This is a genomic window from Peribacillus sp. FW305-BF15 (genome assembly GCF_058783805.1).
Genome location: NZ_JBYSYV010000009.1, coordinates 166,286 through 192,870 on the forward strand (window position 1 = coordinate 166,286; position 26,585 = coordinate 192,870).

Genomic DNA, 26,585 nt, shown 5'->3' on the forward strand with positions numbered 1-26,585 from the left:
TACTATGTCCAATTGGCCATCTTTTTTAAAGTAATCCAGCGAAAAAAGTAAGCATCGCCTGCATCTACAATTTTTAAGTCCCCTTAAAGTAGTCCACTGCATACCATTCCTTTGCATCTCCCGAATACACGCTCAATCGTTTCTTTACGTTTCGCATATATAGTTTTTACATCTAAATGATGACGCTGATGATCTGCCTCTTCCACATATGTTTGCCAGATAGGCCGTGTCACCACTTTTTGAAATTCTTTTTGTCCACTGTGATAAAGATGAGGATGTTGCACAGATGTGTTTTGGCGATTTGTACTCACGATAACCCTCTTTATAAGTAATCATTTCCAGTTCATTTCGCTGAATAGAATCATGCTTTATAGGCAAAAGGGTTCTAAAAGTTAAAACAAAGTTGAACGGAAGATGCGAGACTCCTGCTTAGAAAAGCGAGTCCAGGGGAGACCCCGCAGGCGCAAAGGCGACGTGGGCGGACCGCCTGCGGAAAGCGAGTACCTGTTGAGGAAATCAACGGTCAAATTGTACAAACCATAAAAGGGCATGAGCAAAATACCAGTAAATGTTATTTGAAGGACAGCGATGTTTTTTCTTTATAGGTAAATCCATGCTATTTAGGTTTAGTGATTTCACAATTTTCTATTAATACGAATGATGACTTATTTTTTTTATTGAAAGTTCGGTTTTTAACAAAAATAACTTTTCAAATAGAGTCAGCGTTGTTATAATTCATATATTAATAAAATATTAAGTTTCACTCGTATAATAGCAGGGATATGGCCTGCAAGTTTCTACCGGATTACCGTAAATAATTCGACTATGGGTGAGTAATAGATCTTGTTGCATAATGAAGGCTTTTGCTGATTCATTTTTCGTTCATGCCCAAGAAGTATTGCTTCACTCAAAAAAAGTGCAGCAATGTTTCTTGGGCTTTTTTATATGCCTGGAAACAATTGCATAGATTATGGGTCAATAAACATCCAAGATTGGGAGGAACCTTCATGCAACTTTTAAAGGATAAAATTTTGTCCGAGGGTCAAGCTTTATCAGAAGATATTTTAAAAGTAGATTCATTTTTAAATCATCAAATGGATCCTATGTTAATGAAAGAAATTGGTAAAGAATTCGTAAAACGTTTCGAACAAAAGGAAATAACGAAAGTGCTGACAATTGAATCTTCTGGCATTGGACCTGGTTTGATGGCTGCGCTGGAATTGGAAGTTCCGCTCATTTTTGCCCGTAAACGTAAATCACTTACTTTAACAGATGATTTAATAACGGCGTCCGTTCATTCCTTTACAAAAAAAGAAACCAATACCATTACGGTTTCCAATAAATATATTGAAGCCGGAGATAAGGTTTTGATCATCGATGACTTCCTTGCTGTCGGACAGGCAGCACGTGGGTTGGTGGAAATCTGCAAGCAGGTTGGAGCAGAAGTGGCCGGAATCGGCATCGTGATTGAAAAAGCATTCCAAAGCGGTGGTAAGGATCTTAGGGAACAAGGTTTTCAAGTGGAATCACTTGCACGGATTGCTGAGTTGAAATTCGGTGAGATAACGTTTGCTGAGGAAAAGGAAGGAGAAGCCGTTAATGTCTAATCAATCACCATTAAAAGTTGCTTCATTAGGATTACAACATGTTCTTGCTATGTATGCCGGTGCAGTCGTCATTCCATTGATAGTCGGTGGGGCGCTGGGATTGACTGCAGCGCAGTTAACTTATTTAGTTTCGATAGACATTTTGATGTGCGGGATAGCAACTTTATTGCAAGTATGGAAAAATAAATTCTTTGGAATTGGGCTTCCGGTCGTCCTGGGCTGCACATTTACAGCAGTTAGCCCGATGATTGCAATTGGTACGCAATATGGAATCAACTCCATTTATGGATCTATTTTGGCGTCGGGATTAATTGTCATTATCATTAGTAAGTTTTTCGGAAAACTGGCAAGGTTCTTCCCGCCCATTGTCACTGGATCGGTCGTTTTGATTATTGGCATTACGCTCATTCCTGTTGCCATCAACAACCTTGGTGGTGGCCAAGGAGCTGCTGATTTCGGAGACTTGAATAATGTAGCTCTTGGGTTCGGAACTTTGTTATTCATTATATTCATGTATAAATTCTCATCAGGATTCGTACGCTCCATCTCTATTTTATTGGGGCTGTTAGTAGGAACATTTGCAGCTTTCTTCCTTGGGAAAGTGGACTTTAGCTCGGTTGTCAGTGCCACTTGGCTGCATATGCCTCATTTTTTCTACTTTGGAACCCCGACATTCAACGTCACGGCAATCATTACAATGACATTGGTGGCGATCGTCAGCTTGGTGGAATCGACTGGTGTTTATTATGCTCTTGGTGAAATCACGGACAAAGAAATTTCGGAAGACGATCTGGCTCGCGGATATCGTTCTGAAGGACTTGCCATCATGATTGGCGGTTTGTTTAATGCGTTTCCGTATACAGCTTTTTCACAAAATGTCGGCTTGATTCAATTGTCAGGCATTAAAACAAGAAATGTCATATTCACAACGGCTGGCATTCTTATTTTCATAGGTTTTGTTCCAAAAATCGGTGCATTCACGACAATTATCCCTTCATCCGTGCTTGGCGGTGCAATGGTGGCGATGTTCGGGATGGTAATTGCCGCTGGAATTAAGATGTTGAGCAAAGTTGATTTTGCTTCTCAAGAAAATTTATTGATCATCGCTTGTTCAGTAGGGATGGGACTAGGGGTGACCGTCGTTCCTGAGCTATTTGCGCAAATTCCGGAAAGCTTTCAAATCTTAACGGAAAACGGTATTGTTGCCGGAAGTTTGACAGCCATATTCTTGAATATCGTCTTTAACATCATCCCTACAAAAGGGAAAGTGAAGGAAGCGCGTATTGAAGGGCAAAATGTAGCCTGATTAAAAATAGATTCGGTAATCTTGATAGATTCACCCGTTTACATGCCCAAAATCCTCAAGTGAAGAGGATTTTGGGTATTTTTTTCATTTAGGATAATGAATTTAGAGTTTTGTCAGATAAAAGGAAACTCTCTTCACTTTTTGAATATATTGATAGTATATGTTCAGGAAAGTAGTGATAGGGATGGAGAAAAAATATTGTATTCATTGCAGGACCATACTAAGCCAGGAGTATAGGTGCAGTGTGTGTGGAAAAGAGGAGTTTCAAAACATTATTATACAAGTGCAAAATCAATCTTCAGTAAAGAAAGATGACTGAAAGCGCCCCCTTACCAAATTATAGGTAAGGGGGTTTTATTATATCGTGTATACATATCGATTATTAAGGTGATATGAAGAGTACCTTGCCATTTTATCGCCATTGCCCAAAATGACGTGGGGGGTGTAATACCAACCAATGCTTTGTCTCCTGCTAAAGAGGCGGTAACATTACCGGCAAGCATGCTGCCGAATTCTGCTGCAAAGGATTCAAACATGATTTCACCGTTTTACTCATCCCATACATATCACCATTAGCTAAAAAGCATAATTGGTGTCATGGTGGGTATATTAACCATATCATGAATATTTAGGGGTGGAATCATGCCGTATTTATTATCTGCATCTCATGTAAAGCTGCCACATTTGCTTTCACAAGAAAAAATCATGGAATTTTCGAGAGAAATATTTGGAGCATCATTTAAGAATATAGAACGGTTACTAAAGGCCTTTAAGAATGGACAAGTGGAAAATCGATATTTTTCAAATGATCTCGATTGGTTTAAAGAGGATCATTCTTTTGCCGATCGGAATGATTTATATATAAAGCAGGCAATCAAATTTGGGAAAGAAGCTATAGAAAAATGCTTAGCCAACACAGAATTTTTAAAAGAAGGACTGCAGGCAAACGAGCTAGATGCTTTCTTCTTTATCTCAAGCACGGGGATTGCCACCCCGACCATTGATGCCAGAATAATGAATGAACTTACATTTAACCCGCATGCTAAAAGGATTCCGATTTGGGGGCTTGGCTGTGCAGGGGGAGCGAGTGGCCTATCACGTGCTTTTGAATATTGCCAAGCATACCCGACTGCGAAGGTCATTGTTTTAAGCGTGGAGTTATGCAGTCTGACATTTCAAAGGAATGACATCTCCAAAAGCAATTTAATTGGGACTTCACTATTTTCCGACGGAGTAAGCTGTGTTTTGGTTTGCGGTGATGAAGTGCCGAGTGAACAGTTCTCAAAAAAAGTAAGACATTTGCAATTTTTGGATTCGCAATCGACACTAATGCCGGATTCATTGGATGTAATGGGGTGGGATGTTAAAGATCAAGGGTTATACGTGATTTTTTCGAAAGATATCCCTACAATCATCAAGGATTGGCTTAAACCGAATGTTCAAGAGTTCTTAATGGAGAATGGATTCGATCTAAACGATGTAAAAGATTTCATCGCTCATCCTGGAGGCAAGAAAGTAATTGATGCTTATCACGAAGCCCTCGGGTTCGATGAAAGCATGACGGGAGAGTCAATGAGCGTATTGCGTGAATTCGGCAATATGTCCTCAGCGACTATTTTGTACGTTCTGGAGAGGTTCATGCAGCGGGGCGGGAATAAAGGTGAGGTGGGCCTGGCTGCTGCATTGGGGCCTGGGTTTTCATCTGAACTTGTGTTAATGAGGTGGAAGTGATGATCTTCGCCATTTTCATTATCTTGATCGCTATACAGCGCCTTGTTGAATTATATATCGCCAAACAAAATGAAAAACAGTTGAAAGCAGGAGGAGCAATAGAATACGGTGAGTCCCATTACAAATGGATGGTTCTGATGCATCTTAGTTTTTTTATTGTTCTCATTATTGAAGTGGTCGCCCTTGAAAGGGATATATCTGGACTTTGGCCGATTTGGCTGACCCTTTTTCTAATTGCGCAGTCAGGAAGGATTTGGGTAATCCGTTCATTGGGAAAACATTGGAATACAAAAATCATAGTGGTTCCTGATGCCGATGTAGTCATTAAAGGTCCTTATAAATTTTTCAAACATCCGAACTATATCATAGTGGCAACTGAGATTTTAGTTATTTCCTTATTATTCAATGCATATTATACTGCTATCATCTTTAGTTTATTGAATGTTTGGATGATGATGGTAAGAATCCCACTGGAAGAGAAGGCATTAAAGGAACATACGGAATATTCTACGGTTTTTAAGGGAGAATAATAAAAAAATGAAATTACTTATTGAAAATGATTATCGTTCGTGATAAGATTCTAAATGAAGATGAAAATTATTCTCATTCGGATTTCAATCATTTATTTTAATTAAAAACTAAAAGCTAATCAATATAAAAGAGGATGGTGTTGGTAATGGTTTGGGTATTCATTTTATTGACAATCGCTACATATGGTTTTGTGATGAAACATGTATTGAATAATATTCAAAAACCGGCAAAGGCAGTAAAACCTTATACCGGGTCACCAATGGAAAACCGAGCTGCTTTTAACCCCACCCCAACAACCAGGTAAACATCCTGGTTTTTTTTTTGCATTCCAACAATAGGATCAAATTGCGCGAATCCACCAATTGGTGGTTTTTTTTTGAACATGGCCTGTAATGAATCATATAGTAAAAATAAAGCTGACGGTATGAATAACAAACGAAATCGTTTACAATAAGAATATCAAAATGACGATAGATTAAGGGGTATGGATTCATGATTCAAGAAACATTAAAGCAACAGTCCAAATTGGGAATTTTGACTGCCATGTATGAGAAATTTCAATCGGCAGGTGATACAGGCAATGCAGATAAAATGAAACAGTTAATCATGAAAGTGAATAATGAGGAGTTCATCATTGCTTTTTGCGGGCATTTTTCAGCGGGGAAATCTAGTATGATCAACTTTCTCCTTGGTGATCAAGTATTGCCTTCAAGTCCGATTCCAACGAGTGCAAATACGGTAAAGGTACAAAAAGGGGAAGACTATGCCAAAGTCTTTTACCATCATCAGCCACCAGTCTTATTTCCTGCACCTTATGATTTTAAAGAGGTCAAGAAATTTGCCAAGGATGGAGATTCAGTATCGGCAATAACGATAAGTTCCAATGATTTTTCACTGCCGGATTCATGTGCGATCATGGATACGCCAGGAATCGATTCGACAGACGATGCACATAGAGTTTCTACGGAATCTGCCCTGCATCTAGCTGATGTCGTTTTTTATGTCATGGACTACAATCACGTCCAATCAGAAGTGAACTTCCTATTCACGAAAGAATTGTTGGAGGCTGAAAAACCGACATACTTAATTATCAATATGATCGATAAGCATGATGAAAAGGAGCTTGGGTTTCAAGACTTCAAGCTTTCCGTTTCTGAAGCTTTTGCGAACTGGAATGTATATCCTGATGGTATTTTTTATACATCCGTAAGAGACTTGAACAATACCGAAAATGAAATAGAAGTGGTCAAGCAATTCATATATGAAATGGCGGGCAAAGGTTTAAATGATGGGAAGGATGCCATCATGCAATCGGCAAATGCCCTTGTCGAAAGACATCTTAATTGGCTGAAGGAGCAGTATGAAGAGGAACATGCCGATGATATTGAAGTATTATCAGAACTGCCTCATGAAGAGCGGATACACCTGACGAATCAGGTGGACAGCCTATTGAAAGAAAAAAAATCATTGACTGGACGCATAGAGGAAATCAAGGGCCAGTATGCCGATGCATTGGAAACCATTTTAAAAGGCGCATACATCATGCCGGCTGCAACACGGGACCTAGGTAAATCATTCTTGGAATCGGCTCAGCCGGACTTTAAAATGGGTCTATTATTTGCCAAGAAAAAAACGGATGCCGAACGTGAGGCACGTATTAAGGCGTTCTTGAGCGATCTGCAAGAAAAGGTGAAAACCCAGCTTGAATGGCATCTTAAAGAACTGGCGGTTAAAACGCTTAATCAAGCGGAAATCCATGATTCAACACTTGAAAGTAAGGCTCAGGCACTTCAGATCGAGGTAACGGAATCTTACATAAAAAACTCTTTGAAGCCTCAAGTCGATATTACGGGTGAATACGTTTTAAACTATACGAATGATTTGGCATCAGCCATCAAAAAGAAAGCACGTGATGTATCAGAAGGATTTTTGAATGATATGGTTACCGTTATGGAAGGAATAGTGGAACAGCAGTCCATGTCCATCGATAAGGAACTTGAAGGTTTTTCTGAATTTGCGGAAGCCCTTAAAGTTACTGCTGCGATGAACGCGGAAATCGAGTACCAAACGGAACGTTTAGAGGCCATTGCCCATCAAACTGAATCATTGGTCGATGAGCGTGAAATCGATATGCTGTTAACTGAATGGAATGAAGAGGAAAATAATATTACAGTCAAAATCATGACAACCGATAAAGTAAGTAATTCAAGGTCCGTCAACGAACAATCTATAAGTGATCATGTTAAAGAAATCACGGATGCTGTACCTTCCGTGACTGTTTCTTCATCTGATGCTACTGATTTACGCGGAAAAGAAAAGCTGGTGGAAACTGCAGCGAGTTTAAAACAGGCGGCCGAGCTGATCCAACCTCTGAGAGGGTTTCAATCGCTTTATAAAGAACTGAAAGAGAAGGCAAATCGCTTGGAACAACAGACGTTCACGGTTGCCCTCTTCGGTGCATTCAGTGCGGGTAAATCTTCTTTTGCCAATGCTTTGATGGGAGAAAGCGTCCTTCCTGTCTCACCAAATCCGACAACGGCCGCAATCAACAAAATCATGTCTTCGGACGCTGAGCATCCACATGGAACGGCAACCGTCAAATTAAAGACCGAAGCGATGCTGTTGGAAGATGTAAGCCTGGCATTGGCAGCTTTTGATAAATCGGCAAAGACTCTGGATGAAGCACTGCAACTAGCAGGGCAAATCATTGCGAAGGCAGGGGAAGTTGATAAAGGTAAAACGCACTTATCGTTTCTTAGGGCGTTTCATCAAGGGCTTCCCGAGTACCAAAATGATTTAGGAAATGTGGTTACGGTAGACCTTGAAGGATTTAAACGGTTTGCTGCGGAAGAGTCCAAGTCATGTCTTGTTGATCTGATCGAATTGCGTTATGACTGTGAAATGACAAAGCAGGGGATGGTCCTTGTTGACACACCTGGGGCCGATTCGATTAATGCACGCCATACTGGAGCAGCTTTCGAATATATTAAGAATTCGGACGCCATCCTATTTGTGACTTATTATAATCATCCATTTTCCCGGGCAGACAGGGAGTTCCTGATACAGCTTGGACGTGTGAAAGATTCTTTCGCTATGGATAAGATGTTTTTCATCGTCAATGCCGTCGACCTGGCACAAACGACTGACGAATTGGACGAAGTGATGGATTATGTCACAGATCAATTGAATGGATTCGGTATCCGTTTTCCAAAACTGTTCCCGCTTACGAGTAAGGGGGCGTTGATGGAAAAACAAACGCCTGGTTCGTTTAAGCATTCATTCCTTCCTAATAGCGGAATCATGGAATTCCAAGGCCAATTCGATTCTTTCATAGAAAACGATTTAACTGGACTTGCGATTGAATCGGCTCAAGCGGCTGTAAAAAGAACCGAAGAATTGCTACGAGATGTAATTACAGCTTCCAGACAGGATGAGAAAGCGAAACGAAAAGCCCTGGAGACACTTTCTCATGAGTCACAGGCCATTTCGGAACTCCTTTCAGTCATTAAAGGGGATGCCGAAAAGCAACGGTTAAAAAAAGAGATAGACGAATTGACTTTCTATAGTAAACAACGGGTCTTCTTCCGGTTTAATGATTTCTTCAAAGAATCGTTCAATCCAGCTGTTTTAAAAGATGATGGAGGCGATCTGAAAATTGTCCTCAAGCAATCGATGAAGAACTTATTGGATGCGTTAGGCTTTGACCTTGCCCAGGAAATGCGGGCAACGGCTTTAAGGACGGAAATGTTCGTAAATAAATTACTGAATGAGAAACAGGGCAGTTTGCTTCAGCAAATGCAAAAAATAAGAAGAACCCTTTCATTACAGCCATATGAACCCAATGAGAGGGAATCCCTTGAATTCACTGGAGCTTTTGCCCAATTGGATACAGGGGAATTCAAAAAGGAATTGGCATTATTCAAGAATCCAAAATCTTTCTTTGAAAAGAATGAAAAAGCGAAAATGAGCGAAGGTCTTCAGAAGCGTTTGGATGAACCTGCCCTTATATATGCAAAAGAACAGGGTGAGCGGATTTACGAAATGTATAATGAAGTCCTCGATCAAGAGCTACTCGCGATTCAAAAAGAGTTTAAGACGGAAGTATCGGATATCTTTGCAGGTTTACGTGCAGCATTGGAGGAAACGGTTGATTTACCGTATTATGAAAATGCTGTAGCGGAATTGGCTAAAATGCATTCGAAATAGAAACGAGGTTCATTCATGAAAGAAAACCTTATTTCACGCTTGAGATACCTGGAAAAAAATGAGGATATAACGATATTGATGGCTGCTGTTACTGGCAGCCATTCTTTTGGTTTATCATCGGTCCAATCGGATTTCGATGTTCGGTTTATATATGTTCATAATGATAAGCGATCATACTTGAGCTTGAGTCAGCCAGTTGAAGTCATTCAAGTGAAAGAAGGCCTATTTGACATGGAAGGCTGGGATCTCTTTAAATCATCCCGACTTACCTTAAAGAGTAACCCTGCTCTATTTGAATTGTTTCAGTCACCTATCAGGTTGATAACCCATCCGGATTATTATAGGAAGATGACTGGTTTGATAGCGGATTGCTATTCCAAAAAGGCACTGGGGCACCATTACTATCGGATGATGAGCGACAATCTTCAACAATTGACAAAAACAAGGGGTTCCGAAAGAAAAGAGCTAAAAATATGGGTACAAGTATACCGTTCGTATTTAACCCTTGAATATATCATCCAACGGGGTTCGCTGCCACCATTATTGGTATGGGAATTACTTGATTCGGTTTCAATGGATCAAGGAATGAAAAACAGGATGATCCGGATATTTAAAGCAAAACAAATGGAAGAATGTATAAGCAACAATGAAAGTGAAAAAAATCTTTCGCTAATAGAAGGGAAATCACTTTCCATAAAGAATGAGATAACTAGGCTGCATCAAGGGAAGAACATGGAAATGGAACTTAATGAATTGATTTGGGCCATTTTGGAATAGGGGGATATTGATGAGTTTTATAATCGAAAAAGAAGAGCTGTTGCCGTTGTTGAATTCTAAAGATATCAGAATTTGTGACTGCCGCTTTCAACTAGGCTCTCCTGATGCAGGGTATAATGATTACAAAAAAGACCATATTTTAGGCGCTGTTTATTTCGATCTTGAAAAGGACTTATCTGGTCAGGTTCAAGATCATGGCGGAAGACATCCTCTTCCTGACCTGGAAACCATTAAAGATAAACTGGAATCAAATGGAATCACCAACGATACTGTACTTATCGCTTATGATGGCGGGGAAGGTTCTTTTGCTTCCAGGTTTGTCTGGTTGCTAAGCTACCTTGGGCATCAGAAAGTCTTTGTCCTGAACGGGGGATATCGCGCCTGGAGGGATGCGGGCTATCCGATTGACTCGATTCAAATGAATTATATGCCAACCGAATATCGTATCGATTTAAATGAACACGTTTTTGCATCTTTTCGAAAAGTGAAGGATTACACTTTGAATAGACCTGACGATATCGTATTAATGGATTCACGGGAATCTAAGCGCTACGAGGGAATCGAGGAGCCAATTGATAAAAAAGCCGGCCATATACCTGGTGCAGTAAATAAGGTGTGGACGAACGTTATGGAAAATGGCTATTTTAAAAAGAAGGAAGATCTTCAGTCGAATTTCACAAGCATCGGTAAAGATAAGGAAATCATTGTGTACTGCGGTTCAGGTGTAACGGCCTCACCCAATTATATCGCCCTGAAAGAAGCGGGCTTTAAAGATGTAAAGATTTATATTGGCAGTTTCAGTGACTGGATCTCGTATGATGATAATCCAATTGAATAATATTTTTTCCAATTAAACGATCCTTAAAAAAAGGGACAGTTATGTTAAAATGGAAGTACATCATGATAGAGGTGATAATGTGTTAATGAAAGAAAATGAGCAGCATCCATCCTTTATGCTTGTCGATGGAATGGCGCTTTTATTTAGAGCTTTTTATGCAACGGCCGTTACTGGTCAATTCATGATTAACTCCAAAGGCATCCCGACCAATGCCGTTCAAGGTTTTTTGAAGCATATGCTGACGGCGGTGAATCACTTTTCACCCAGTCATGTAGCGGTATGCTGGGATATGGGCAGCAAGACTTTCAGAAATGAATTATTTGATGGATACAAGGCGAATCGATCAGAAGCTCCAGTCGAAATGATCCCTCAATTCGACTTAGCGAAAAAAGCGGTTGAAGCATTCGATATCCCTAACATAGGACTATCTGGTTATGAGGCGGATGACTGTATCGGAACAATTGCCAAAGCATCTGCACAGCATAGCCGAGTGGGTATATTGACTGGCGATCAAGATATGCTTCAGTTAATAGAGGAAAACATTTCCGTACTATTATTAAAAAAAGGGTATGGTAACTATGAGGTGCATAATCCCGATAGCTTTTTTGAGTGGAAAGGGATTACACCAAGGCAAATGATCGATTTAAAAGCTTTAATGGGTGATACAGCTGATAACTATCCCGGAGTTAAAGGAATTGGGGAGAAGACAGCGTTGAAATTATTGATACAGTATCAAAGTATCGAAGGCATTCTTGAAAATGTTGCTTCATTGACGAATGGGCAACGGGCTAAAATTGAATCCGCTGTCGATATGCTTCATTTATCCAGAAAGCTAGCAGAAATAAAATGCGATGTACCAATTTCATGTCCTTTGGACGATGCGGTTTATCAGTATGATCGCGAAAAGGTCAAAAATCTGGCTAGGGATCATGAATTCAGGACATTACTGCGCATGATCTAATCAAACAAGGGGGAGCTTCCTAATGGGAGCTCCCCCTTTTGAAATTCCCTTTAAATTTTCGCCTGAATTTAAGAGATTGGGGATCTACTAGCCCGCGAGTCGAAGGGAGACCCCGCAGGCGGACCGCCCGCGGAAAGCGAGTGCCCTAGTTCCAATCAACGTTCAAATTGTACAGTCCGGGACATCGGTCCTTTATTTTGTACGATGATTTTTTTGTCGAAAAATGGATAGTCAAATTCTTTGATATACGGTAAGATGAAAATAAGGCATGAAGTATGGAGTGGATGAGGAAGTGGCGAAATCAACTGAAGAGTATGTTAGTTTTTTAGAGGGTAAGGGATTCACTTTTGGTAATGACGCGATTGGTTTTATTTATTTTGGTAAGCGCTACACGGATGCAAGTGATATTTTAGTCAATGCAGCAATAGAGTTGACATTAAAGGTACAAAAGAATTTTGATGGCAGCTTTTATATCTCCTTTTTGGAAAACTTAAAACAAAATGGCATTGAAACGCGTAGTGCAGCGGTATCGTTTGCAAAAGAACAGGGGCTACTTAAATAAATCGGACTTCGTAACTGGAAGTCCGTTTATTTTGGGCTTTTCAAGAAAACCCCTGTGTCACCGGTTTCTTTTTCTTAACAGGCAGTTCTGCAAAAATCATTCCCAAGAATATGAATGCGCAGCCGATGATGGAAGCGGAAGTTAATTTTTCCACTATCAATATGTATGAGGATAACGCTGCAAAAACCGGTTCCATTGAAAAGATCAGCGCCACTCTTGTAGGTGTCGTATAGGCTTGGAAAAAGGTTTGTGCGAAAAAGGCGAAGGCCGTGGCAAGGGCTGCCGTAACCAACAAAGCAGTCCATACATCCCTCTGTAACATGACCTCTGAGCTGAAGATGACGGAATGATTCTCTTTGAAAATGAAAGCTGAAACAAATGATAATAAAGATACGGTGGAAACCTGAACCAACGTCAGCGGTAAAGCGGGAAGGGTCTTGGCATATTTAGCGGTGGTGATGATTTGCATGGCAAAACTGATTGCACATAAAAATACCAGTAAATCACCGATATTCAAATTGGAGCGGTCAGCGAAAGTCATTAAATAAAGTCCGATGGTTGCGGCTGCGACACCTATTATTGTATTGCGGGAAAGCCTATGCTTTAATAGCAGCAGGGAAAAAACAGGTACCATGACAACACTTAATCCTGTTATAAAGCCAGTCTTGGCAGGCGTTGTATAATTCAATCCGATCGTTTGAAGTCCATAGCCGAGAAAAAGCCATACACCAATGTGAAACCCAGCTTTAAAAAGGCCTTTGCTCCCGTTTTTCCCCTTTTTGTTTAGAGTAAATAAATAAGGGATGAGCAAGAATACGAACGCCATGAAAAAACGGACGGCATTAAACGTGAAGGGGTCAAGAAAAGATAGCGCATTTTGGACCATGACAAAAGTGACGCCCCAGATGAATACAACGAATAATAATGAAAAATCAGCTGTCTTGTTCATGATTTTCCTCAGCCTTATTCAAGCGAATGGCCCGTCTCGCCAACTCATCCGCGGACTTATTTTCGATATTTGGAATCCATTTCATGAAAAATAAATCAAGCTCGTCGGAAAGCTTTAACGCCCGTTCCAGCAAAAGGGCATACTTATTTTTTGCAAATCTTTTTTCAATGGCTTGGTTGATGGCTTGGGAGTCTGTACGAAAAGAAACGACTTGATACTCATTGGCCACACAAATCTCCAATGCTTTGATTAAGGCATGGTACTCCGCTTCATGGTTTTCCATATTCCCAAGCGGAAAGGAATGCCTCTCGACCACACCGTTATTATTTATGAAAACACCTGCACCGCTAGGCCCTGGATTGCCCGCACTGGCACCATCAATATACACTTCGATCAAGATGTGCTCCTCCTCGAGTTTAACTGTTTAAATGTTCGATATAATAACGTTTTATTTAAAATTAAGATTGAAACATGAGAATTTCAGGCTGATATGGGAACTATAATTAAAAAGAGTAATTAAAATGCTTACAATATATTATAAAGGGTATGACGAAAAAAAGGTATGAAAATTGTAAGCTGTTCTGCATGAATCGTGAATGGATAAGGAGCTGGAAATCTTTGAAGGTAATTATGCAATGGACATATCAAGCTTCAAAAAAACCATCTGCCGATTTCGTTTCGGATTGGCTTGATGCCGGGACTGCACTGGTCATTACAGAAGATCTTGAAAAGGCAGGAAGGCTGAAAGAAGTGGAATTCAAGGATGAATTCGATACAACATGGAACAAGAAAGAGTTAAAGAAACTCCTGACGGAAATTGAGGAAGAACCGCAGGATGTGACGGTCTTCTTTGATGGAGGTTTTCAAAAAGATGAAAAGGTGGCAGGAATTGGTGTTGCCATTTATTATCGTCAAGGAAAGAAGTTCTTGCGGTTACGCACCAATGTGAAATTGGAGCAATTCGAATCCAATAATGAAGCTGAATATGCGGCTTTTCATGAAGCGGTCAGGCAGATGGACGAACTTGGAATCCACCATCAAAGCTGTGTCTTTAAAGGTGATTCTCTAGTCGTCTTAAATCAACTTTCCGGTGAATGGCCCTGTATGGAAGAAAACTTAAATAAATGGCTGGACCGCATTGAAGCGAAATTGGATAAATTAAAGATCATTCCTGTCTGCAAGCCGATTTCTCGAAAGGAAAACCAGGAAGCCGATCGCCTGGCCACACTTGCACTGCAGGGAAAGGCCATTTTCAGTAAAATAGAAATTGCTGGGTCAAAGGAGCCATAACAACAATGAACAGGAAAAAAATATATGAAGAAGTGGAAGATGTTCTCGCTTCATTTTGCCAAGATTGTTTTTTAAGAAAGCATTTTCGAAAAGAGAAGGGGCGTACGTATGCCCATCAGTTCTGTATTTCAGAATGCACGGTTGGTGAAAAACTAAAACAGCTCGGCAATGAACTTAGTGACCGAACTTAATTGCTTTCATTAAGACACAAGAGAAAGAAGGATATGGTATTACAGATAAAAAATAGAGAAAAGTGTGAGAGCAATGAAAAATAGAAGAGGGAAGCATGTGAAACAGCCTCTTACCATACCCCCAAAATGATTTCATAAGGGAAGAATTGATAAAAGATGCATTTGCTTTAAGGGTAGAACATGTACAACCTAACGTAAATATTCAGGATAGAATCAACGAAGCTTCTCTTCATTTGAAAAACATCTTTCAAGATATACGTAAAGAAGGAAAAATACAGCTTGAAAAGATTGTATTGATTAAAGCAAAAGTTGCACCTGTCATTGCAGAAGCTGCAATGAACCCTGATATTTATTCCCTTTTCGATGAGCCGCATGCAGATCACGAGTACACGTATCGGCATAATATAGGTGTCGGGATAATCGCCACTTATCTAGGGATGAAGCTTGGATTATCCAAAGAAAACCTTTCAGCCCTGACTTTGGCAGCCATGCTGCATGATGTGGGGAAAACAAGGATTTCGGATAATATAGTGGAAAAACCGGGTAAACTGAATGAGGCAGAATATGAAGATATGAAACGCCATGCCATTTATGGATATGAATTACTTAAAAATATCCCTGGAATCCCACCATCGATTGCATTAACAGCCCTCCAGCACCATGAACGGGAAGATGGGCAAGGCTATCCTCAAGGGAAGAGTGGAAAGGATATCCATCTTCATGCGAAAATCGTCGCTATAGCCGACGTATTCCATGCGATGTCATCATCATCAGGCCATGCCGTTTTATAAGGTGATTGAGCAAATGAACAGGGATATGGTCAGTAAATTCAATCCTGAGATCCTAATGGAGCTTGTAAGCCGATTAATGTCCACGTTGGTAGGAAAAGAAGTCATGCTAACCAATGGACGATTCGGGACGATCATCATGATCGATCCATACAATCCCCATAAAGCTTTATTGAAAACCGGTACAGAAATCATAGATTTACGAATGGAAAATCGAATGAATCAATCGGTTAATGGAAAAAAGCCCGATTATAAAAAATCGGGCTCTTCGTCATTCTGCTTTACCGAATCAAAATAGGTTTTGAGCATCACTTTATTTTCGCTGAAGTCTGCAATCGTATATTGATCAAGGACTTGAAGAAAAGCATCCAAGGCATTGTTAAGGACAAATTTCAATGAACAAACGGGAGAAATCACACAGTTATCGTGATCTTTAAAACATTCCACTAGATAAAAATCTTCTTCGGTTCTCCGCACAAGTTCCCCTACATTTATTTCAGCGGGTGATTTTGCAAGCCGGAAACCGCCATTTCTTCCACGTATCGTCTCAATATAGCCTAATTTACCTAGATTATGAACAATTTTCATCAAATGATTTTTAGACAGTTGATATACTTCAGAAATCTCTTTGATATTTGATAATTTGCTTTGGTCGTGGGTAGCCAGGTAAATCAACACTCTAAGTGAGTAATCGGAATAACTCGTCAACCTCATGTTTATCGCCTCACATTCTATCCCCATTTGACTATATCATAAATGTGAACATTTTATAAACATGAAAACTTATTATCTGAAAAGATGTATAAAAAATATTGCTTTTAATGCATTTAAGTTCTAATATAAACATGTATTCAAAATACTTGTTTATGAAAAGAGGTTTACCTATGCTATCCCAGAAAACTATCGATATTATAAAATCAACCGTACCTGTATTAGAAGTGCATGGTACAACTATCACAACTGTATTCTATAAAAATCTTTTCGAAGCACATCCTGAATTATTAAATGTTTTCAATCATGCCAATCAAAAAAAGGGGCGCCAGCAAACTGCACTTGCCAACACGGTATTGGCAGCAGCTAAATATATAGATCAACTTGAAACGATTTTACCTGCCGTGAAGCAAATAGCACAAAAACATAGAAGCCTTGCAGTCAAAGCCGAACATTATCCGATTGTTGGAGAACACCTATTAGGCGCAATCAAAGAAGTGTTACAAGATGCGGCTACAGAAGAAATCCTTCAAGCTTGGGGAGAGGCGTACGGAGTCATTGCGGATGTTTTCATTAGCATCGAAAAGGAAATGTACGACGAAGCTTCCAATCAGGTCGGCGGATGGTCTGATTTCAAACGATTCACAGTGGTGGAAAAAGTACGGGAAAGTGACGTAATCACATCCTTTTATCTAAAGCCATCAGATGGAAATCAGGTTCCGGCATTTCTTCCAGGACAATATATTACCGTTCGGATCGAGATACCTGGTGAATCTCATTTATTCAACCGTCAGTATAGTTTATCTGATGTTCCGGGAAAAGATTATTTCCGTATTTCCGTTAAAAAAGAAAAGCCGGGAACCTCTCCTGATGGAAGGGTCTCTAACTACTTGCATGAATCCATTCAGATGGGTGACAGTATTGACGTAACGGCTCCTGCAGGTGATTTCACCATCGACTTGGATAAACGAACACCGGCAGTATTCTTGAGCGGAGGCGTTGGCATAACGCCTTTCATGAGCATGGTACATGCGTTGGCTGAAAAGACACCTGAGCGTGATGTACAATTCATTCATGCAACCGATAATGGCCATTTACAGCCGTTCAGAATGGAACTGACAGAACTAGGGCACAAACTTACCAACTATCAATTATCCTTTGTCTTTAAAAACCCGAGTGAGGATGATAAGAACCTGCCGAATTTTGCAAAGCAAGGGTATGTAGATAAGGAATTATTGAGCAGTATTGTTAAACCTGAAGCTGATTATTATGTGTGCGGCCCTGTGCCTTTCATGAAGGCCATCATCACTTACCTGAAAGAGCTTGGGGTAGATACGGATAAAATCCACTATGAATTCTTCGGCCCGGCCATGGCGCTATAAGGTTCATTCATCGAAGGAATGTTATTGACATCAAGCAGATAATTTTGCATACTATATTAAAACAATGAACGTTGAGAGAAGATTAGTATGCGAGAATCACTGTGACAGAGAGCGGAGTCATTTGCTGGAAGGCCCGCGACAGGAATGCGCTGAACCTGCTTCTTGAGTCCTATGCAAAACATAGGCGCAAATCCTGGCGTTATCAGGCAAAGTGGAATGCATGAATTTGCATTCAATGAAGGTGGTACCACGGAGAGCAGCCCTTTTCGTCCTTATTTCGAGGATGAAAAGGGCTCTTTTTCATGTCTTAGATATTTATTGGAGGAAGTAATCGATGGAAAAGAAACGCATCGTTGTAAAGATAGGAAGTAGTTCTTTGACCAACACACAAGGTGAAATCGACCAGAATAAATTTTCCGATCATATCCAGGCAGTGGCAGCTTTAAGGAAAGCCGGACATGAAGTTGTCCTTGTTTCATCAGGTGCTGTAGCGACAGGTTTTCGCAAGCTTGGCTACCCTACGCGACCTATCACTCTCAAAGGAAAACAAGCTGCTGCAGCTGTAGGTCAAAGCCTATTGATTCAATCGTATATGGAACAATTGGGGCATTTTGGAATCGTTCCGGCGCAGATTTTATTAACAAGGAAAGATTTCTCGAAAAAAGATCGATATAAAAATGCATATGCCACATTGATGGAATTGCTTGAACGCGGCATCCTTCCGATCATAAATGAAAATGATACAGTATCGGTCGAGGAGTTGACTTTTGGTGATAATGATATGCTATCCGCCTTGGTAAGCGGGTTAGTCCACGCCACGAACTTGATCATATTAACGGACATTAATGGGCTCTATGATTCCAATCCACAGACAAACCCAGGGGCGAAACGATTTGATGAATTATCCGAAGTTACGGATGATTTATTGCAAATGGCAGAAGGTGCAGGATCTAATGTAGGAACCGGTGGGATGAAATCGAAGCTGATTGCAGCGCAAACGGCATTGTCACTAGGGGTGAAAGTATTCATCGGATCTGGTTTGGGGAGTGATAAACTTCTAACTATCCTTGAAGGCAATGGTGATGGCACATATATAGGGAATGAAGACATGGAGATGGTAACGAAAAACAAACAATGGATATCCCTTCATTCAAAAGTATCCGGGAAAATTTTCGTTGATGAAGGTGCCGAAAGGGCCTTAGTTTCAAATGGAAGCAGTCTGCTGCCAGCTGGAATTTATGAAATTAAAGGAGTCTTCAATAAGGGTGATGTTGTCGAAGTCTTTGGTGCAAATGGGTTATTAGGGCGGGGTGAGGTCCTTTATTCCGACGAAGAATTAAAACAGGCGATGGGAAAGAGGACATCCGAGCTTATAATCACTTCCATAGAAGTTATTCATCGCGATAAATGGGTGAAAGCATAAAAAATCAATTTCAAGAAAAAAGGGGGAATTTAGAAATGAGTGAAGTGACGGCGAAAGGAAAGGCAGCCAAAAAAGCCAGTTATCAGCTAATCGGATTGAGTACGGAAAAAAAGAATGAGGCTCTTGGGAAAATTGCGAAACAACTTATTATCGATAAAGATTTTTTGATAAAGGAAAACGAAAAGGATCTGGAAGATGGCAGGAAAAAAGGTCTCAGCGAGTCTATCTTAGATCGAATTATGTTGAATGGTAACCGTATTGATGACATGGCAGCGGCCATTATGCTTTTAATCGATTTAAATGATCCGATTGGGGAACGATTGGAAACGATTGAAAAAGAGAATGGTTTATTGATTAAAAAACAAAGGGTGCCTATCGGGGTAATCGGAATGATTTATGAAGCAAGGCCGAATGTGACCATCGATGCAGCTACATTATCCTTGAAAACGGGGAATGCTGTCATCTTAAGAGGCAGCTCGTCAGCCAAATACTCCAATATCGCACTAGTCTCTTCCATTCATAAAGCATTGGAGAATACGGAAATCCCTGTAGAAGCTGTTCAGTTGATCGAGGATACGAGTCGTGAAACCGCTAAGGAACTTTTTCATCTAAATGACTATTTAGATGTCTTGATTCCACGCGGCGGAAAGAACTTAATTGAAACGGTGATTAAGGAGTCCACTGTCCCCGTCCTTGAAACAGGAGCAGGCAATTGCCATATCTTCATCGATCAGACCGCAGATATCACGATGGTCGAGAAAATTGTCTTAAACGGTAAAACTCAGCGACCATCCGTATGCAATGCCATTGAAGGGCTTCTGATCCATGAAAAATGGTTTGAAGAAAATGGAGTGCGTATTCTGGAACTCCTGGACGAAAAGGGTATTGAATTATATGGAGATGAAGCGGTTTGCAGCTCCTTTCCGAGAGCGAAAACGGCTACGGAGGAAGATTGGTCAACTGAGTACCTGGCTTTAAAACTCAGCGTGAAAACTGTAAAAGGTGTATCCGATGCCATTGATCACATAAACCGATACGGTTCCAAGCATTCTGAAGCAATCCTAACGAGGGATGAACAAAATGCTTACGCATTTTTGAATAAAGTGGATGCCGCAGCCGTTTATCACAATGCTTCCACCCGTTTTACCGACGGCTTTGAATTCGGTTATGGCGCAGAAATCGGCATTTCCACTCAAAAGCTGCATGCACGCGGACCAATGGGTTTACCTGCCTTAACATCAAGCAAGTACTTCATATACGGCCAGGGGCAAATCCGGGAATAGAATTCATTTCTTTCATGGAAGGTTATTAAACCTCAATTAAGGGTATTGTACAATACATTACTTTTAAAGGAGCAGATACCATGGACAAGAGGTTTATAGCAATATATGATAATGAAAATGAAGCGACTTCAGCAGTCAAAAATTTAAAGGAACAAGGATATACATCCGATCAAATATCAGTAGTGGCAAAAAACATCGATAAATTACCAACTGAAGCAGAGGAAGTCAGCCCGGCAAAAACTGATGGATTAGTAGCCGGGGCAGCAGCCGGCGGAGCTGTCGGATTGACAGGCTTGCTTATTGGAATGAGTGCATTGGCCGTACCAGGAATAGGTCCGATATTGGCAGCGGGTCCGATTTTCACCACATTTGGCGGAGCCGCAGCCGGGGCAGCATCGGGAGCAGGCGGATTGAGAAAGCCATTATTGGACATTGGACTGGAGGAAGCCGAAGTCGATCAATATCTAGAGGATATTAAGGCAGGGAAAATCCTTGTCATCGCCGATCCTTTTTAAGTTCGTATGTAAAACCACCTTGAATGAACAGACTTATGATGTTTGAGAACTAAACTCCATAAAAAATCAAATTAAACAGCTCTTATTTATTGATAAACCCCGTTCAGGATTCTTGAACGGGGTTTATCTGTTTGTAGGCTAATTTTATTGTCACTAACGATAAAATCAAAAGGAATTCCACATTTGTATGAAGAATAAAAGGAATATAGTCCTGTTAGCGTGAAAGGAAGGGGAATTATGGAAAATAACGTAGGTGGAAGCCGCCCTTTAAGAAATTAAAGAGGCATGATGAATTTCACCATAAGGATCATTATGATGATGTTGATGTTAAAAATCGTTCTCTAGTTTTAAATGAGATGACTGAATGTCCATTCTTTTTGTAATAATTAATATCAATCGGAATCCTTAAAAACCCAGGATAACAGGGTTTTTTATTTTTCAAAATGAAAAATCTTAATAAAATGCAGAAATAACCTCAATCGTACTTATGGCCATTACTTTTCTTATCGCGGCTTTAAATGAAAACTTTTGCGGCGTATTAGCTACCTTTATTATATCTCGTCCTTATTTGATCTGGCTAGAATAACAGGTTGCCAGAGCTTACATCCAATAAGCCAAATTGATTTTACGCTGGAGGTGGGTATTTTGATAAAAATAAAACTCGTTGTTCCCCGAAAAGGGTATATTACGGATGCTTTTGAAAGATTTGAGGAGTTCAACAAGTTGGAAGAATCGGAAAATGGTGGTAACGTTTCAGTGAAGTTTGTTTTAGAGGAGGTAGTTGAGGATGCCGATAAGATTGGGAAGTTGAAACTTGATGCCGATGTAATCATCTCAAGGGGATTAATCACGAAACTATTAAAAGAATGCAATGAATCCATTCCTATCGTTGATATTCCTGTGCAGGGCATTGACCTCATTCGTTCCCTGCATGATTGCAAGGCACGTTTCGGCAGTAAAAAAGTGGCCGTCATAGGAGCTTTGAATATGATTTATGGCGTGGAAAACCTTTCGGATATCGTTGATTTGCCAATTCAGTCCTATATATTAAATGATATCGAGTCCTCAGTCAGTTTAGTGGATTTAGCCGCCAGAGATGGCTGTGAGGTTGTGTTAAGTGGGTTAAGTACCTGTAAATATGCTGAAGAGATAGGGTTGGGGGCCATTCTGGTTGATACTGGAAAGGAATCATTTCGGCAGGCGTTGATTGAGGCGAAAAGGGTAGCTCTTGTCAGCAGAAGGGAACAGGAGAAGACCAAGCGTTACCAAACGATTCTTAATTATGCCTATGAAGGGGTTATTGCAATAGATTTAAAAGGACAAATATCCGTATTCAATACGGCCGCTCAGGAGATATTAGCCATTTCCAAGGGGAGCTTAATTGGAAGTTCTGTATACGATATAATAAAGCCCGGTACATTTCGTAATATGCTTTTAAGCGACGATGAATACGAAAAAGATACCGTTGCTTACCAATCCATTCAATTATCGGTAAAAAAGGTCGGGATATTTTTAAAAGGTAAAAAAGTGGGGGATATGGTCGCCTTTCAAGATGTTACCCGCATTCAGGAGATGGAAGGGAAGTTCTTTAGAAAGCTTCATTCACGCGGACATGTGGCAAAGTACACATTTGATGATATATTGTATCGGAGTTCGGAAATCAAGAGGACGATTGAAACAGCTCAACGTTATAGTGAAGTGGATTCAAACATTCTTATAATTGGAGAAACTGGAACGGGCAAGGAAATATTCGCCCAAAGCATACATAATCATAGCAATCGGAAAAATAACCCATTTGTTGCCATTAATTGCGCAGCGCTTCCCGAAAATTTATTGGAAAGTGAGCTTTTCGGATATGCAGAAGGAGCTTTCACGGGAGCCATGAAAGGCGGAAAGCAAGGATTTTTTGAACTGGCTCATAGAGGTACGATTTTTTTGGATGAAATAGGAGAAATCTCCCCAAAAATGCAAAGCCGGCTGCTGCGTGTCCTGCAGGAGCGTGAAATCATGCGCATCGGTGATGATAAAGTAATCCCTGTTGATGTGAGAATAGTGTCGGCAACGAACAAAGACCTCATGCAAATGGTAAAGAGTAATGACTTTCGGGAGGATCTGTATTATCGCTTGAGTGTGCTGGACCTTGTATTGCCTCCGCTTCGGGAACGCAGAGAAGATATTCCGTTAATGGTGAATGCTTTTATTCGGAAAGGTCATTCGGATCAGAAACAAATCAAAATTTCGGAAACTGCCATGAAAAGGCTGAGTGAAGGGAATTGGGAAGGGAATATTCGCCAATTGCAAAATTTTTGTGAGCGATTATGCGCTCTTTATAAGAACAAGATAATTGATGTGTACGATATCGAAATGTATTTTCCGAATAAAAGTAATCAGAAAATACTTCTTTCGGAACAAAACGAAGAGATGGATATATCACCTGGGATACATTTATCCGAGCGTGAAAGAATTGTTCAAACGTTAATGAAGGTGAATTTTAACAAAGGAAAAGCTGCTTTTGAGTTAGGGATGAGTCGGACGACTTTATGGAGAAAGATGAAAAATTTGAATATCGAAACAAATTGAAACGGATTGAAACAAATTCATTCATTATGAAACAATTTGTTTACTTTATTTATCTCTTAATTTGAGAACGAATTGGCTTCTTTCTTGAATAAACGGATGTTTTTTATGTTGGCACAATAATTGTATATAAACAATGTAGTAGGAAAGGTTTTTCCTTCAAGGTTAACATGAAAGGTTGGTGGGAATGTGTGAGTCATTTAGTGTATATTCCTCAAGATATTGAGAAAGAGGGGAAAAGTTATTTAGTAGAAAAAGGATTTAAGATTAAAGTAGGATCTGATTTGTCGCAAGAAATTCTTATGGAAGGAATCAAGGGTTGTGATGCAGTACTAACGAGATCAACGGCTGTAATAAATAGAGAAGTTATTACAGCAGCTGAAAACCTCAAAGTAATAGCCAAGTATGGAGTGGGCTTGGACAATATTGATATTGAAGCTGCTACAGAGCGTGGCATTTATGTAACAAATACCCCAGAGGCAAATGCGAATTCTGTAGCGGAACATGTAATGGCATTAATTTTATCTTTGTCCAAAAACTTAAGCTTGGCTGACAAAGAGCTGCGCAGCGGGAATTTTGCTATCCGTAATCAACTTTTTGGTATGGACTTGGAAGGCAAGACTTTGGGGATTATCGGACTGGGGAGAATCGGCAGAATACTGGCAAAAAAAGCTTCCGAAGGCTTCGATATGAAAGTGATTGGCTACGACCCTTATGTTACCGCCAGCCCGAATTCTGGGCTGGAGATAGCAACAGATTTAGAATGGGTATTCAGAAACGCTGATGTTATTAGTCTGCATCTGCCGTTAACGAAAACAACAAAAGGAATAATAGGAAGCCGTGAGTTTTCCTGGATGAAAACTTCCTCCTTTTTTGTAAACGCTTCCAGGGGCGGTGTGGTGAAGGAAAGTGATCTAGTAAACGCTTTGCAAGCAGGCGAGATTGCCGGTGCCGGAATAGACGTATTTGAAGTTGAACCTCCTGATAAATGGAATCCACTTTTTAAATTGGATAATGTGATTGTCAGCCCTCATAATGCCGCTTTGACGAAGGAAGGTTCCGTACGCATGGCTGTACATGCCGCAATGCAGGTGGAACAAGTTCTTTCTGGGGTGAAACCGAACTGGGCTGTAAATGAGCCTTTAACTAAAGGGGTGTCAATGTAATCATACAGAGAAAATTATCTGTATTTTCTGATAAATGAGGTTTGAAAGATTCGAGTTTGGCATTTGTTGATAAGGGTGGTGAACAAATGAAGAAAATAATCTATGTGATAAGTGCAATACCGGCACTTGGCTCGCTAGTGGTTATCAATCGAATTGAACCTTATGTGTTAGGGATGCCATTTGTTCTTTTTTGGGCGATATTATGGGTTTGTCTTACATCAGTTTTTTTGATAATCGCCAATAGACTTGATCCTGCAACCGAGGAGGAAGAAGACTGATGAATGAAGCCCTGCTCGTTATCCTTTTCTTTCTGGTTCTGTGTATTTGGTTAGGGCTTCAAGCTCGAAAAGGTAAAAAAATGAGTTTGGAACAATGGGCCATTGGCGGAAGAGGCTTCGGCAGCTTTTTGCTCTTCTTTTTGATAGCAGGTGAAATGTTTACGACATATACGTTTTTGGGGGCGAGCGGCGGAGCTTATCGATCTGGTATGCCTCCTGCCTTATACGCTTTTAATTGCTTCTATTTTGTAATCGCCTATTGGCTGTTGCCGCCTATTTGGAGATATGCAAAAAAAAATAATGTCATTTCTCAATCTGATTTTTATGACAAAAAGTACAACAGTCCGGCTTTAGGTGTTCTTGTGGCGGTAATTAGCGTCATTTCAATTATTCCATATCTGATCATGCAGTTGAAAGGGTTAGGTATTATCGTATCGGAAACCTCCTATGGTTCCATATCTCCAAATGTGGCTATTGTTGTTGGGGTAATTGCAATCACAATTTATGTAACGGCTTCAGGGATGCATGGAGTGGCGTGGACCGCGGTCATTAAAGATATCATGATTCTGACAGTTGTCGTCTTTATGGGGATTTATTTTCCGCTTCATTATTACGGTGGTATACAGCCAATGTTTGAAGCAATCGATACAGCAAAACAAGGATTTTTGATTTTCCCGGAACAAGGTTTGAGTATCTCTTGGTTTATTTCAGCTACGATCATGACAGCATTGGCATTCTACATGTTTCCTCATATGTTAGCGGGAGTGTTCTCTGCAAAAAGTCCGAAATCACTTCGTTGGAATGCTGGGGTTATGCCAATTTATCAAATAATCATCATTTTTTCGTTATTTATTGGTTTTTCTGCGATTCTCCAAGTTCCGAATTTACAGGGAGCAGAAGCAGATTTAGCTTTATTTAAAATGGCGAAGATGTCATTTGATCCCTGGTTTGTAGGAGTTATTGGAGCATCAGGGGCAATGGCCGCCCTTATTCCCAGTTCACTCGTTTTGACGGCTACGGCCACGATACTTTCAAAAAATGTATATAAGGTATGGAAGCCGAATACATCGGATGACCAGCTACAAAGATTGAGCAGGATGTTAGTACCTGTCATTTCTATAGTGACTCTATATTTTACGTTCAATGGCGGGGAGTCGATTTTTACCTTGTATCTTATGGCATATAGCTTCATGGCACAGTTGTTTCCAGCACTATTTTTCAGTTTGTGGAAAAAGAATCCTGTCACGGTTCAAGGAGCATTTGCCGGCATGATCGTTGGAATTCTAATTGTTGTATACTCGACTACATCAGGTACGACACTTGCTACATTATTTCCATCTCTGCCGCAAGCCATACAAGATCTTGATGTAGGGTTAGCTGTATTATTCATCAACATCGCAGTGACTTTAGGAGTGAGTGCAGTTACTAGAAAAACTTCACTTGGGATGAAAGAAGATATTAAACAGGCTTCAGGAATGGAAAAGCTTGTTAAATGACAGTGGGAATCAGTCCA

The 26,585-nt window shown here is 40.3% G+C and carries 25 protein-coding genes, 1 pseudogene and 1 riboswitch; of the genes and pseudogenes, 22 read left to right on the forward strand and 4 right to left on the reverse strand.

Translation table 11 applies throughout. The features are described 5' to 3' along the window. Window positions 1-2: 2 nt before the first annotated feature. Window positions 3-330: pseudogene (locus AC3WLU_RS11885) on the reverse strand (transposase); the annotation flags it as partial. A gap of 414 nt (window positions 331-744) precedes the next feature. After that, window positions 745-846: riboswitch (purine riboswitch) on the forward strand. A gap of 161 nt (window positions 847-1,007) precedes the next feature. Between AC3WLU_RS11885 and AC3WLU_RS11890 the strand changes: the two are divergent. The 10 genes from AC3WLU_RS11890 to AC3WLU_RS11935 all read left to right on the forward strand — a co-directional run bounded on the left by AC3WLU_RS11890 (window position 1,008) and on the right by AC3WLU_RS11935 (window position 12,519). Further along, a complete protein-coding gene (locus tag AC3WLU_RS11890) occupies window positions 1,008-1,607 on the forward strand; it encodes a xanthine phosphoribosyltransferase (protein WP_063575777.1) in 600 nt (199 codons plus the stop codon). Next, window positions 1,600-2,913: a nucleobase:cation symporter-2 family protein gene (locus AC3WLU_RS11895; protein ID WP_057277827.1), complete on the forward strand. Its 1,314-nt coding sequence runs from the start codon at window positions 1,600-1,602 to the stop codon at window positions 2,911-2,913. The genes AC3WLU_RS11890 and AC3WLU_RS11895 overlap by 8 nt, the downstream gene beginning before the upstream one ends. Before the next feature lie 642 nt (window positions 2,914-3,555). Continuing rightward, complete coding sequence (locus AC3WLU_RS11900) at window positions 3,556-4,644, forward strand: type III polyketide synthase (RefSeq protein ID WP_145504731.1); 1,089 nt, start codon at window positions 3,556-3,558, stop codon at window positions 4,642-4,644. After that, window positions 4,644-5,174, forward strand: a complete 531-nt coding sequence (locus tag AC3WLU_RS11905; protein ID WP_063575780.1) for an isoprenylcysteine carboxyl methyltransferase family protein — start codon at window positions 4,644-4,646, stop codon at window positions 5,172-5,174. Before AC3WLU_RS11900 ends, AC3WLU_RS11905 begins: the two co-directional genes overlap by 1 nt. A gap of 146 nt (window positions 5,175-5,320) precedes the next feature. Continuing rightward, a complete protein-coding gene (locus AC3WLU_RS11910) occupies window positions 5,321-5,479 on the forward strand; it encodes a hypothetical protein (protein WP_186442078.1) in 159 nt (52 codons plus the stop codon). 188 nt (window positions 5,480-5,667) lie between these two features. Further along, a complete protein-coding gene (locus tag AC3WLU_RS11915) occupies window positions 5,668-9,381 on the forward strand; it encodes a dynamin family protein (protein ID WP_492597291.1) in 3,714 nt (1,237 codons plus the stop codon). Between the two features lie 15 nt (window positions 9,382-9,396). Next, window positions 9,397-10,158, forward strand: coding sequence for a nucleotidyltransferase domain-containing protein (locus AC3WLU_RS11920; RefSeq protein WP_492597292.1), 762 nt, complete (start codon window positions 9,397-9,399; stop codon window positions 10,156-10,158). Window positions 10,159-10,168: 10 nt separating this feature from the next. Next, window positions 10,169-10,996, forward strand: coding sequence for a sulfurtransferase (locus tag AC3WLU_RS11925; RefSeq protein ID WP_440438954.1), 828 nt, complete (start codon window positions 10,169-10,171; stop codon window positions 10,994-10,996). 85 nt (window positions 10,997-11,081) lie between these two features. After that, window positions 11,082-11,957: a 5'-3' exonuclease gene (locus AC3WLU_RS11930; RefSeq protein ID WP_057277833.1), complete on the forward strand. Its 876-nt coding sequence runs from the start codon at window positions 11,082-11,084 to the stop codon at window positions 11,955-11,957. Window positions 11,958-12,225: 268 nt separating this feature from the next. Beyond that, window positions 12,226-12,519 carry a DUF6123 family protein gene (locus AC3WLU_RS11935; protein WP_034307851.1) on the forward strand — a complete coding sequence of 98 codons (294 nt, stop codon included), beginning with the start codon at window positions 12,226-12,228 and terminating at the stop codon, window positions 12,517-12,519. Between the two features lie 40 nt (window positions 12,520-12,559). Here the strand turns inward: AC3WLU_RS11935 and AC3WLU_RS11940 are convergent, their stop codons facing one another. Both AC3WLU_RS11940 and AC3WLU_RS11945 read right to left on the reverse strand, forming a co-directional pair. Beyond that, entirely contained in the window at window positions 12,560-13,468 is a 909-nt protein-coding gene (locus tag AC3WLU_RS11940) for a DMT family transporter (RefSeq protein WP_492597293.1), read from the reverse strand. After that, entirely contained in the window at window positions 13,452-13,865 is a 414-nt protein-coding gene (locus tag AC3WLU_RS11945; protein WP_063575784.1) for a reverse transcriptase-like protein, read from the reverse strand. Before AC3WLU_RS11945 ends, AC3WLU_RS11940 begins: the two co-directional genes overlap by 17 nt. A gap of 221 nt (window positions 13,866-14,086) precedes the next feature. On the opposite strand from AC3WLU_RS11945, the gene AC3WLU_RS11950 reads away from it, so the two are divergent. The 4 genes from AC3WLU_RS11950 to AC3WLU_RS11965 all read left to right on the forward strand — a co-directional run bounded on the left by AC3WLU_RS11950 (window position 14,087) and on the right by AC3WLU_RS11965 (window position 16,035). Beyond that, window positions 14,087-14,758 carry a reverse transcriptase-like protein gene (locus tag AC3WLU_RS11950; protein ID WP_222619895.1) on the forward strand — a complete coding sequence of 224 codons (672 nt, stop codon included), beginning with the start codon at window positions 14,087-14,089 and terminating at the stop codon, window positions 14,756-14,758. A gap of 5 nt (window positions 14,759-14,763) precedes the next feature. After that, window positions 14,764-14,949: a zinc-finger domain-containing protein gene (locus AC3WLU_RS11955; RefSeq protein ID WP_034307842.1), complete on the forward strand. Its 186-nt coding sequence runs from the start codon at window positions 14,764-14,766 to the stop codon at window positions 14,947-14,949. 146 nt (window positions 14,950-15,095) lie between these two features. Continuing rightward, the gene (locus AC3WLU_RS11960) at window positions 15,096-15,740 is read left to right on the forward strand and encodes an HD-GYP domain-containing protein (RefSeq protein ID WP_413000948.1); all 645 of its coding nucleotides are present in this window, start codon (window positions 15,096-15,098) and stop codon (window positions 15,738-15,740) included. 13 nt (window positions 15,741-15,753) lie between these two features. Next, window positions 15,754-16,035 carry a hypothetical protein gene (locus tag AC3WLU_RS11965; RefSeq protein WP_492597294.1) on the forward strand — a complete coding sequence of 94 codons (282 nt, stop codon included), beginning with the start codon at window positions 15,754-15,756 and terminating at the stop codon, window positions 16,033-16,035. Here AC3WLU_RS11965 and AC3WLU_RS11970 read toward each other — a convergent pair. Further along, entirely contained in the window at window positions 15,987-16,451 is a 465-nt protein-coding gene (locus AC3WLU_RS11970; protein WP_057277839.1) for an RrF2 family transcriptional regulator, read from the reverse strand. The two genes, AC3WLU_RS11965 and AC3WLU_RS11970, sit on opposite strands and share 49 nt — an antisense overlap. A gap of 170 nt (window positions 16,452-16,621) precedes the next feature. Between AC3WLU_RS11970 and hmpA the strand changes: the two genes are divergently transcribed. The 8 genes from hmpA (at window position 16,622) to AC3WLU_RS12010 (ending at window position 26,568) form a co-directional block, all read left to right on the forward strand. Beyond that, window positions 16,622-17,830: an NO-inducible flavohemoprotein gene (gene hmpA / locus AC3WLU_RS11975; RefSeq protein ID WP_400448223.1), complete on the forward strand. Its 1,209-nt coding sequence runs from the start codon at window positions 16,622-16,624 to the stop codon at window positions 17,828-17,830. Between the two features lie 334 nt (window positions 17,831-18,164). After that, on the forward strand, window positions 18,165-19,253 hold the full coding sequence (proB, locus tag AC3WLU_RS11980; protein WP_492597295.1) for a glutamate 5-kinase: 1,089 nt from the start codon (window positions 18,165-18,167) through the stop codon (window positions 19,251-19,253). Window positions 19,254-19,288: 35 nt separating this feature from the next. After that, window positions 19,289-20,536, forward strand: coding sequence for a glutamate-5-semialdehyde dehydrogenase (locus AC3WLU_RS11985; protein WP_440438949.1), 1,248 nt, complete (start codon window positions 19,289-19,291; stop codon window positions 20,534-20,536). An 80-nt stretch (window positions 20,537-20,616) separates the two neighbouring features. Beyond that, window positions 20,617-21,051, forward strand: coding sequence for a general stress protein (locus AC3WLU_RS11990; protein WP_095679369.1), 435 nt, complete (start codon window positions 20,617-20,619; stop codon window positions 21,049-21,051). Window positions 21,052-21,696: 645 nt separating this feature from the next. Further along, window positions 21,697-23,631: a sigma 54-interacting transcriptional regulator gene (locus AC3WLU_RS11995; protein WP_413000955.1), complete on the forward strand. Its 1,935-nt coding sequence runs from the start codon at window positions 21,697-21,699 to the stop codon at window positions 23,629-23,631. 188 nt (window positions 23,632-23,819) lie between these two features. After that, the gene (locus AC3WLU_RS12000) at window positions 23,820-24,794 is read left to right on the forward strand and encodes a hydroxyacid dehydrogenase (protein WP_413000957.1); all 975 of its coding nucleotides are present in this window, start codon (window positions 23,820-23,822) and stop codon (window positions 24,792-24,794) included. An 86-nt stretch (window positions 24,795-24,880) separates the two neighbouring features. Next, window positions 24,881-25,072: a DUF3311 domain-containing protein gene (locus tag AC3WLU_RS12005; protein ID WP_057277949.1), complete on the forward strand. Its 192-nt coding sequence runs from the start codon at window positions 24,881-24,883 to the stop codon at window positions 25,070-25,072. Beyond that, the gene (locus tag AC3WLU_RS12010; protein ID WP_098864316.1) at window positions 25,072-26,568 is read left to right on the forward strand and encodes a sodium:solute symporter family protein; all 1,497 of its coding nucleotides are present in this window, start codon (window positions 25,072-25,074) and stop codon (window positions 26,566-26,568) included. Before AC3WLU_RS12005 ends, AC3WLU_RS12010 begins: the two co-directional genes overlap by 1 nt. Window positions 26,569-26,585 lie beyond the last annotated feature (17 nt).

Excerpts from the sequence above, each read along its gene's own strand:
- AC3WLU_RS11890 (WP_063575777.1), top strand. The coding sequence starts at position 1,008 with ATGCAACTTTTAAAGGATAAAATTTTGTCCGAGGGTCAAGCTTTATCA.
- AC3WLU_RS11895 (WP_057277827.1), top strand. The coding sequence starts at position 1,600 with ATGTCTAATCAATCACCATTAAAAGTTGCTTCATTAGGATTACAACAT.
- AC3WLU_RS11900 (WP_145504731.1), top strand. The coding sequence starts at position 3,556 with ATGCCGTATTTATTATCTGCATCTCATGTAAAGCTGCCACATTTGCTT.
- AC3WLU_RS11905 (WP_063575780.1), top strand. The coding sequence starts at position 4,644 with ATGATCTTCGCCATTTTCATTATCTTGATCGCTATACAGCGCCTTGTT.
- AC3WLU_RS11910 (WP_186442078.1), top strand. The coding sequence starts at position 5,321 with ATGGTTTGGGTATTCATTTTATTGACAATCGCTACATATGGTTTTGTG.
- AC3WLU_RS11915 (WP_492597291.1), top strand. The coding sequence starts at position 5,668 with ATGATTCAAGAAACATTAAAGCAACAGTCCAAATTGGGAATTTTGACT.
- AC3WLU_RS11920 (WP_492597292.1), top strand. The coding sequence starts at position 9,397 with ATGAAAGAAAACCTTATTTCACGCTTGAGATACCTGGAAAAAAATGAG.
- AC3WLU_RS11925 (WP_440438954.1), top strand. The coding sequence starts at position 10,169 with ATGAGTTTTATAATCGAAAAAGAAGAGCTGTTGCCGTTGTTGAATTCT.
- AC3WLU_RS11930 (WP_057277833.1), top strand. The coding sequence starts at position 11,082 with ATGAAAGAAAATGAGCAGCATCCATCCTTTATGCTTGTCGATGGAATG.
- AC3WLU_RS11935 (WP_034307851.1), top strand. The coding sequence starts at position 12,226 with ATGAAGTATGGAGTGGATGAGGAAGTGGCGAAATCAACTGAAGAGTAT.
- AC3WLU_RS11940 (WP_492597293.1), bottom strand. The coding sequence starts at position 13,468 with ATGAACAAGACAGCTGATTTTTCATTATTATTCGTTGTATTCATCTGG.
- AC3WLU_RS11955 (WP_034307842.1), top strand. The coding sequence starts at position 14,764 with ATGAACAGGAAAAAAATATATGAAGAAGTGGAAGATGTTCTCGCTTCA.
- AC3WLU_RS11965 (WP_492597294.1), top strand. The coding sequence starts at position 15,754 with ATGAACAGGGATATGGTCAGTAAATTCAATCCTGAGATCCTAATGGAG.
- AC3WLU_RS11970 (WP_057277839.1), bottom strand. The coding sequence starts at position 16,451 with ATGAGGTTGACGAGTTATTCCGATTACTCACTTAGAGTGTTGATTTAC.
- hmpA (WP_400448223.1), top strand. The coding sequence starts at position 16,622 with ATGCTATCCCAGAAAACTATCGATATTATAAAATCAACCGTACCTGTA.
- proB (WP_492597295.1), top strand. The coding sequence starts at position 18,165 with ATGGAAAAGAAACGCATCGTTGTAAAGATAGGAAGTAGTTCTTTGACC.
- AC3WLU_RS11985 (WP_440438949.1), top strand. The coding sequence starts at position 19,289 with ATGAGTGAAGTGACGGCGAAAGGAAAGGCAGCCAAAAAAGCCAGTTAT.
- AC3WLU_RS11990 (WP_095679369.1), top strand. The coding sequence starts at position 20,617 with ATGGACAAGAGGTTTATAGCAATATATGATAATGAAAATGAAGCGACT.
- AC3WLU_RS12005 (WP_057277949.1), top strand. The coding sequence starts at position 24,881 with ATGAAGAAAATAATCTATGTGATAAGTGCAATACCGGCACTTGGCTCG.
- AC3WLU_RS12010 (WP_098864316.1), top strand. The coding sequence starts at position 25,072 with ATGAATGAAGCCCTGCTCGTTATCCTTTTCTTTCTGGTTCTGTGTATT.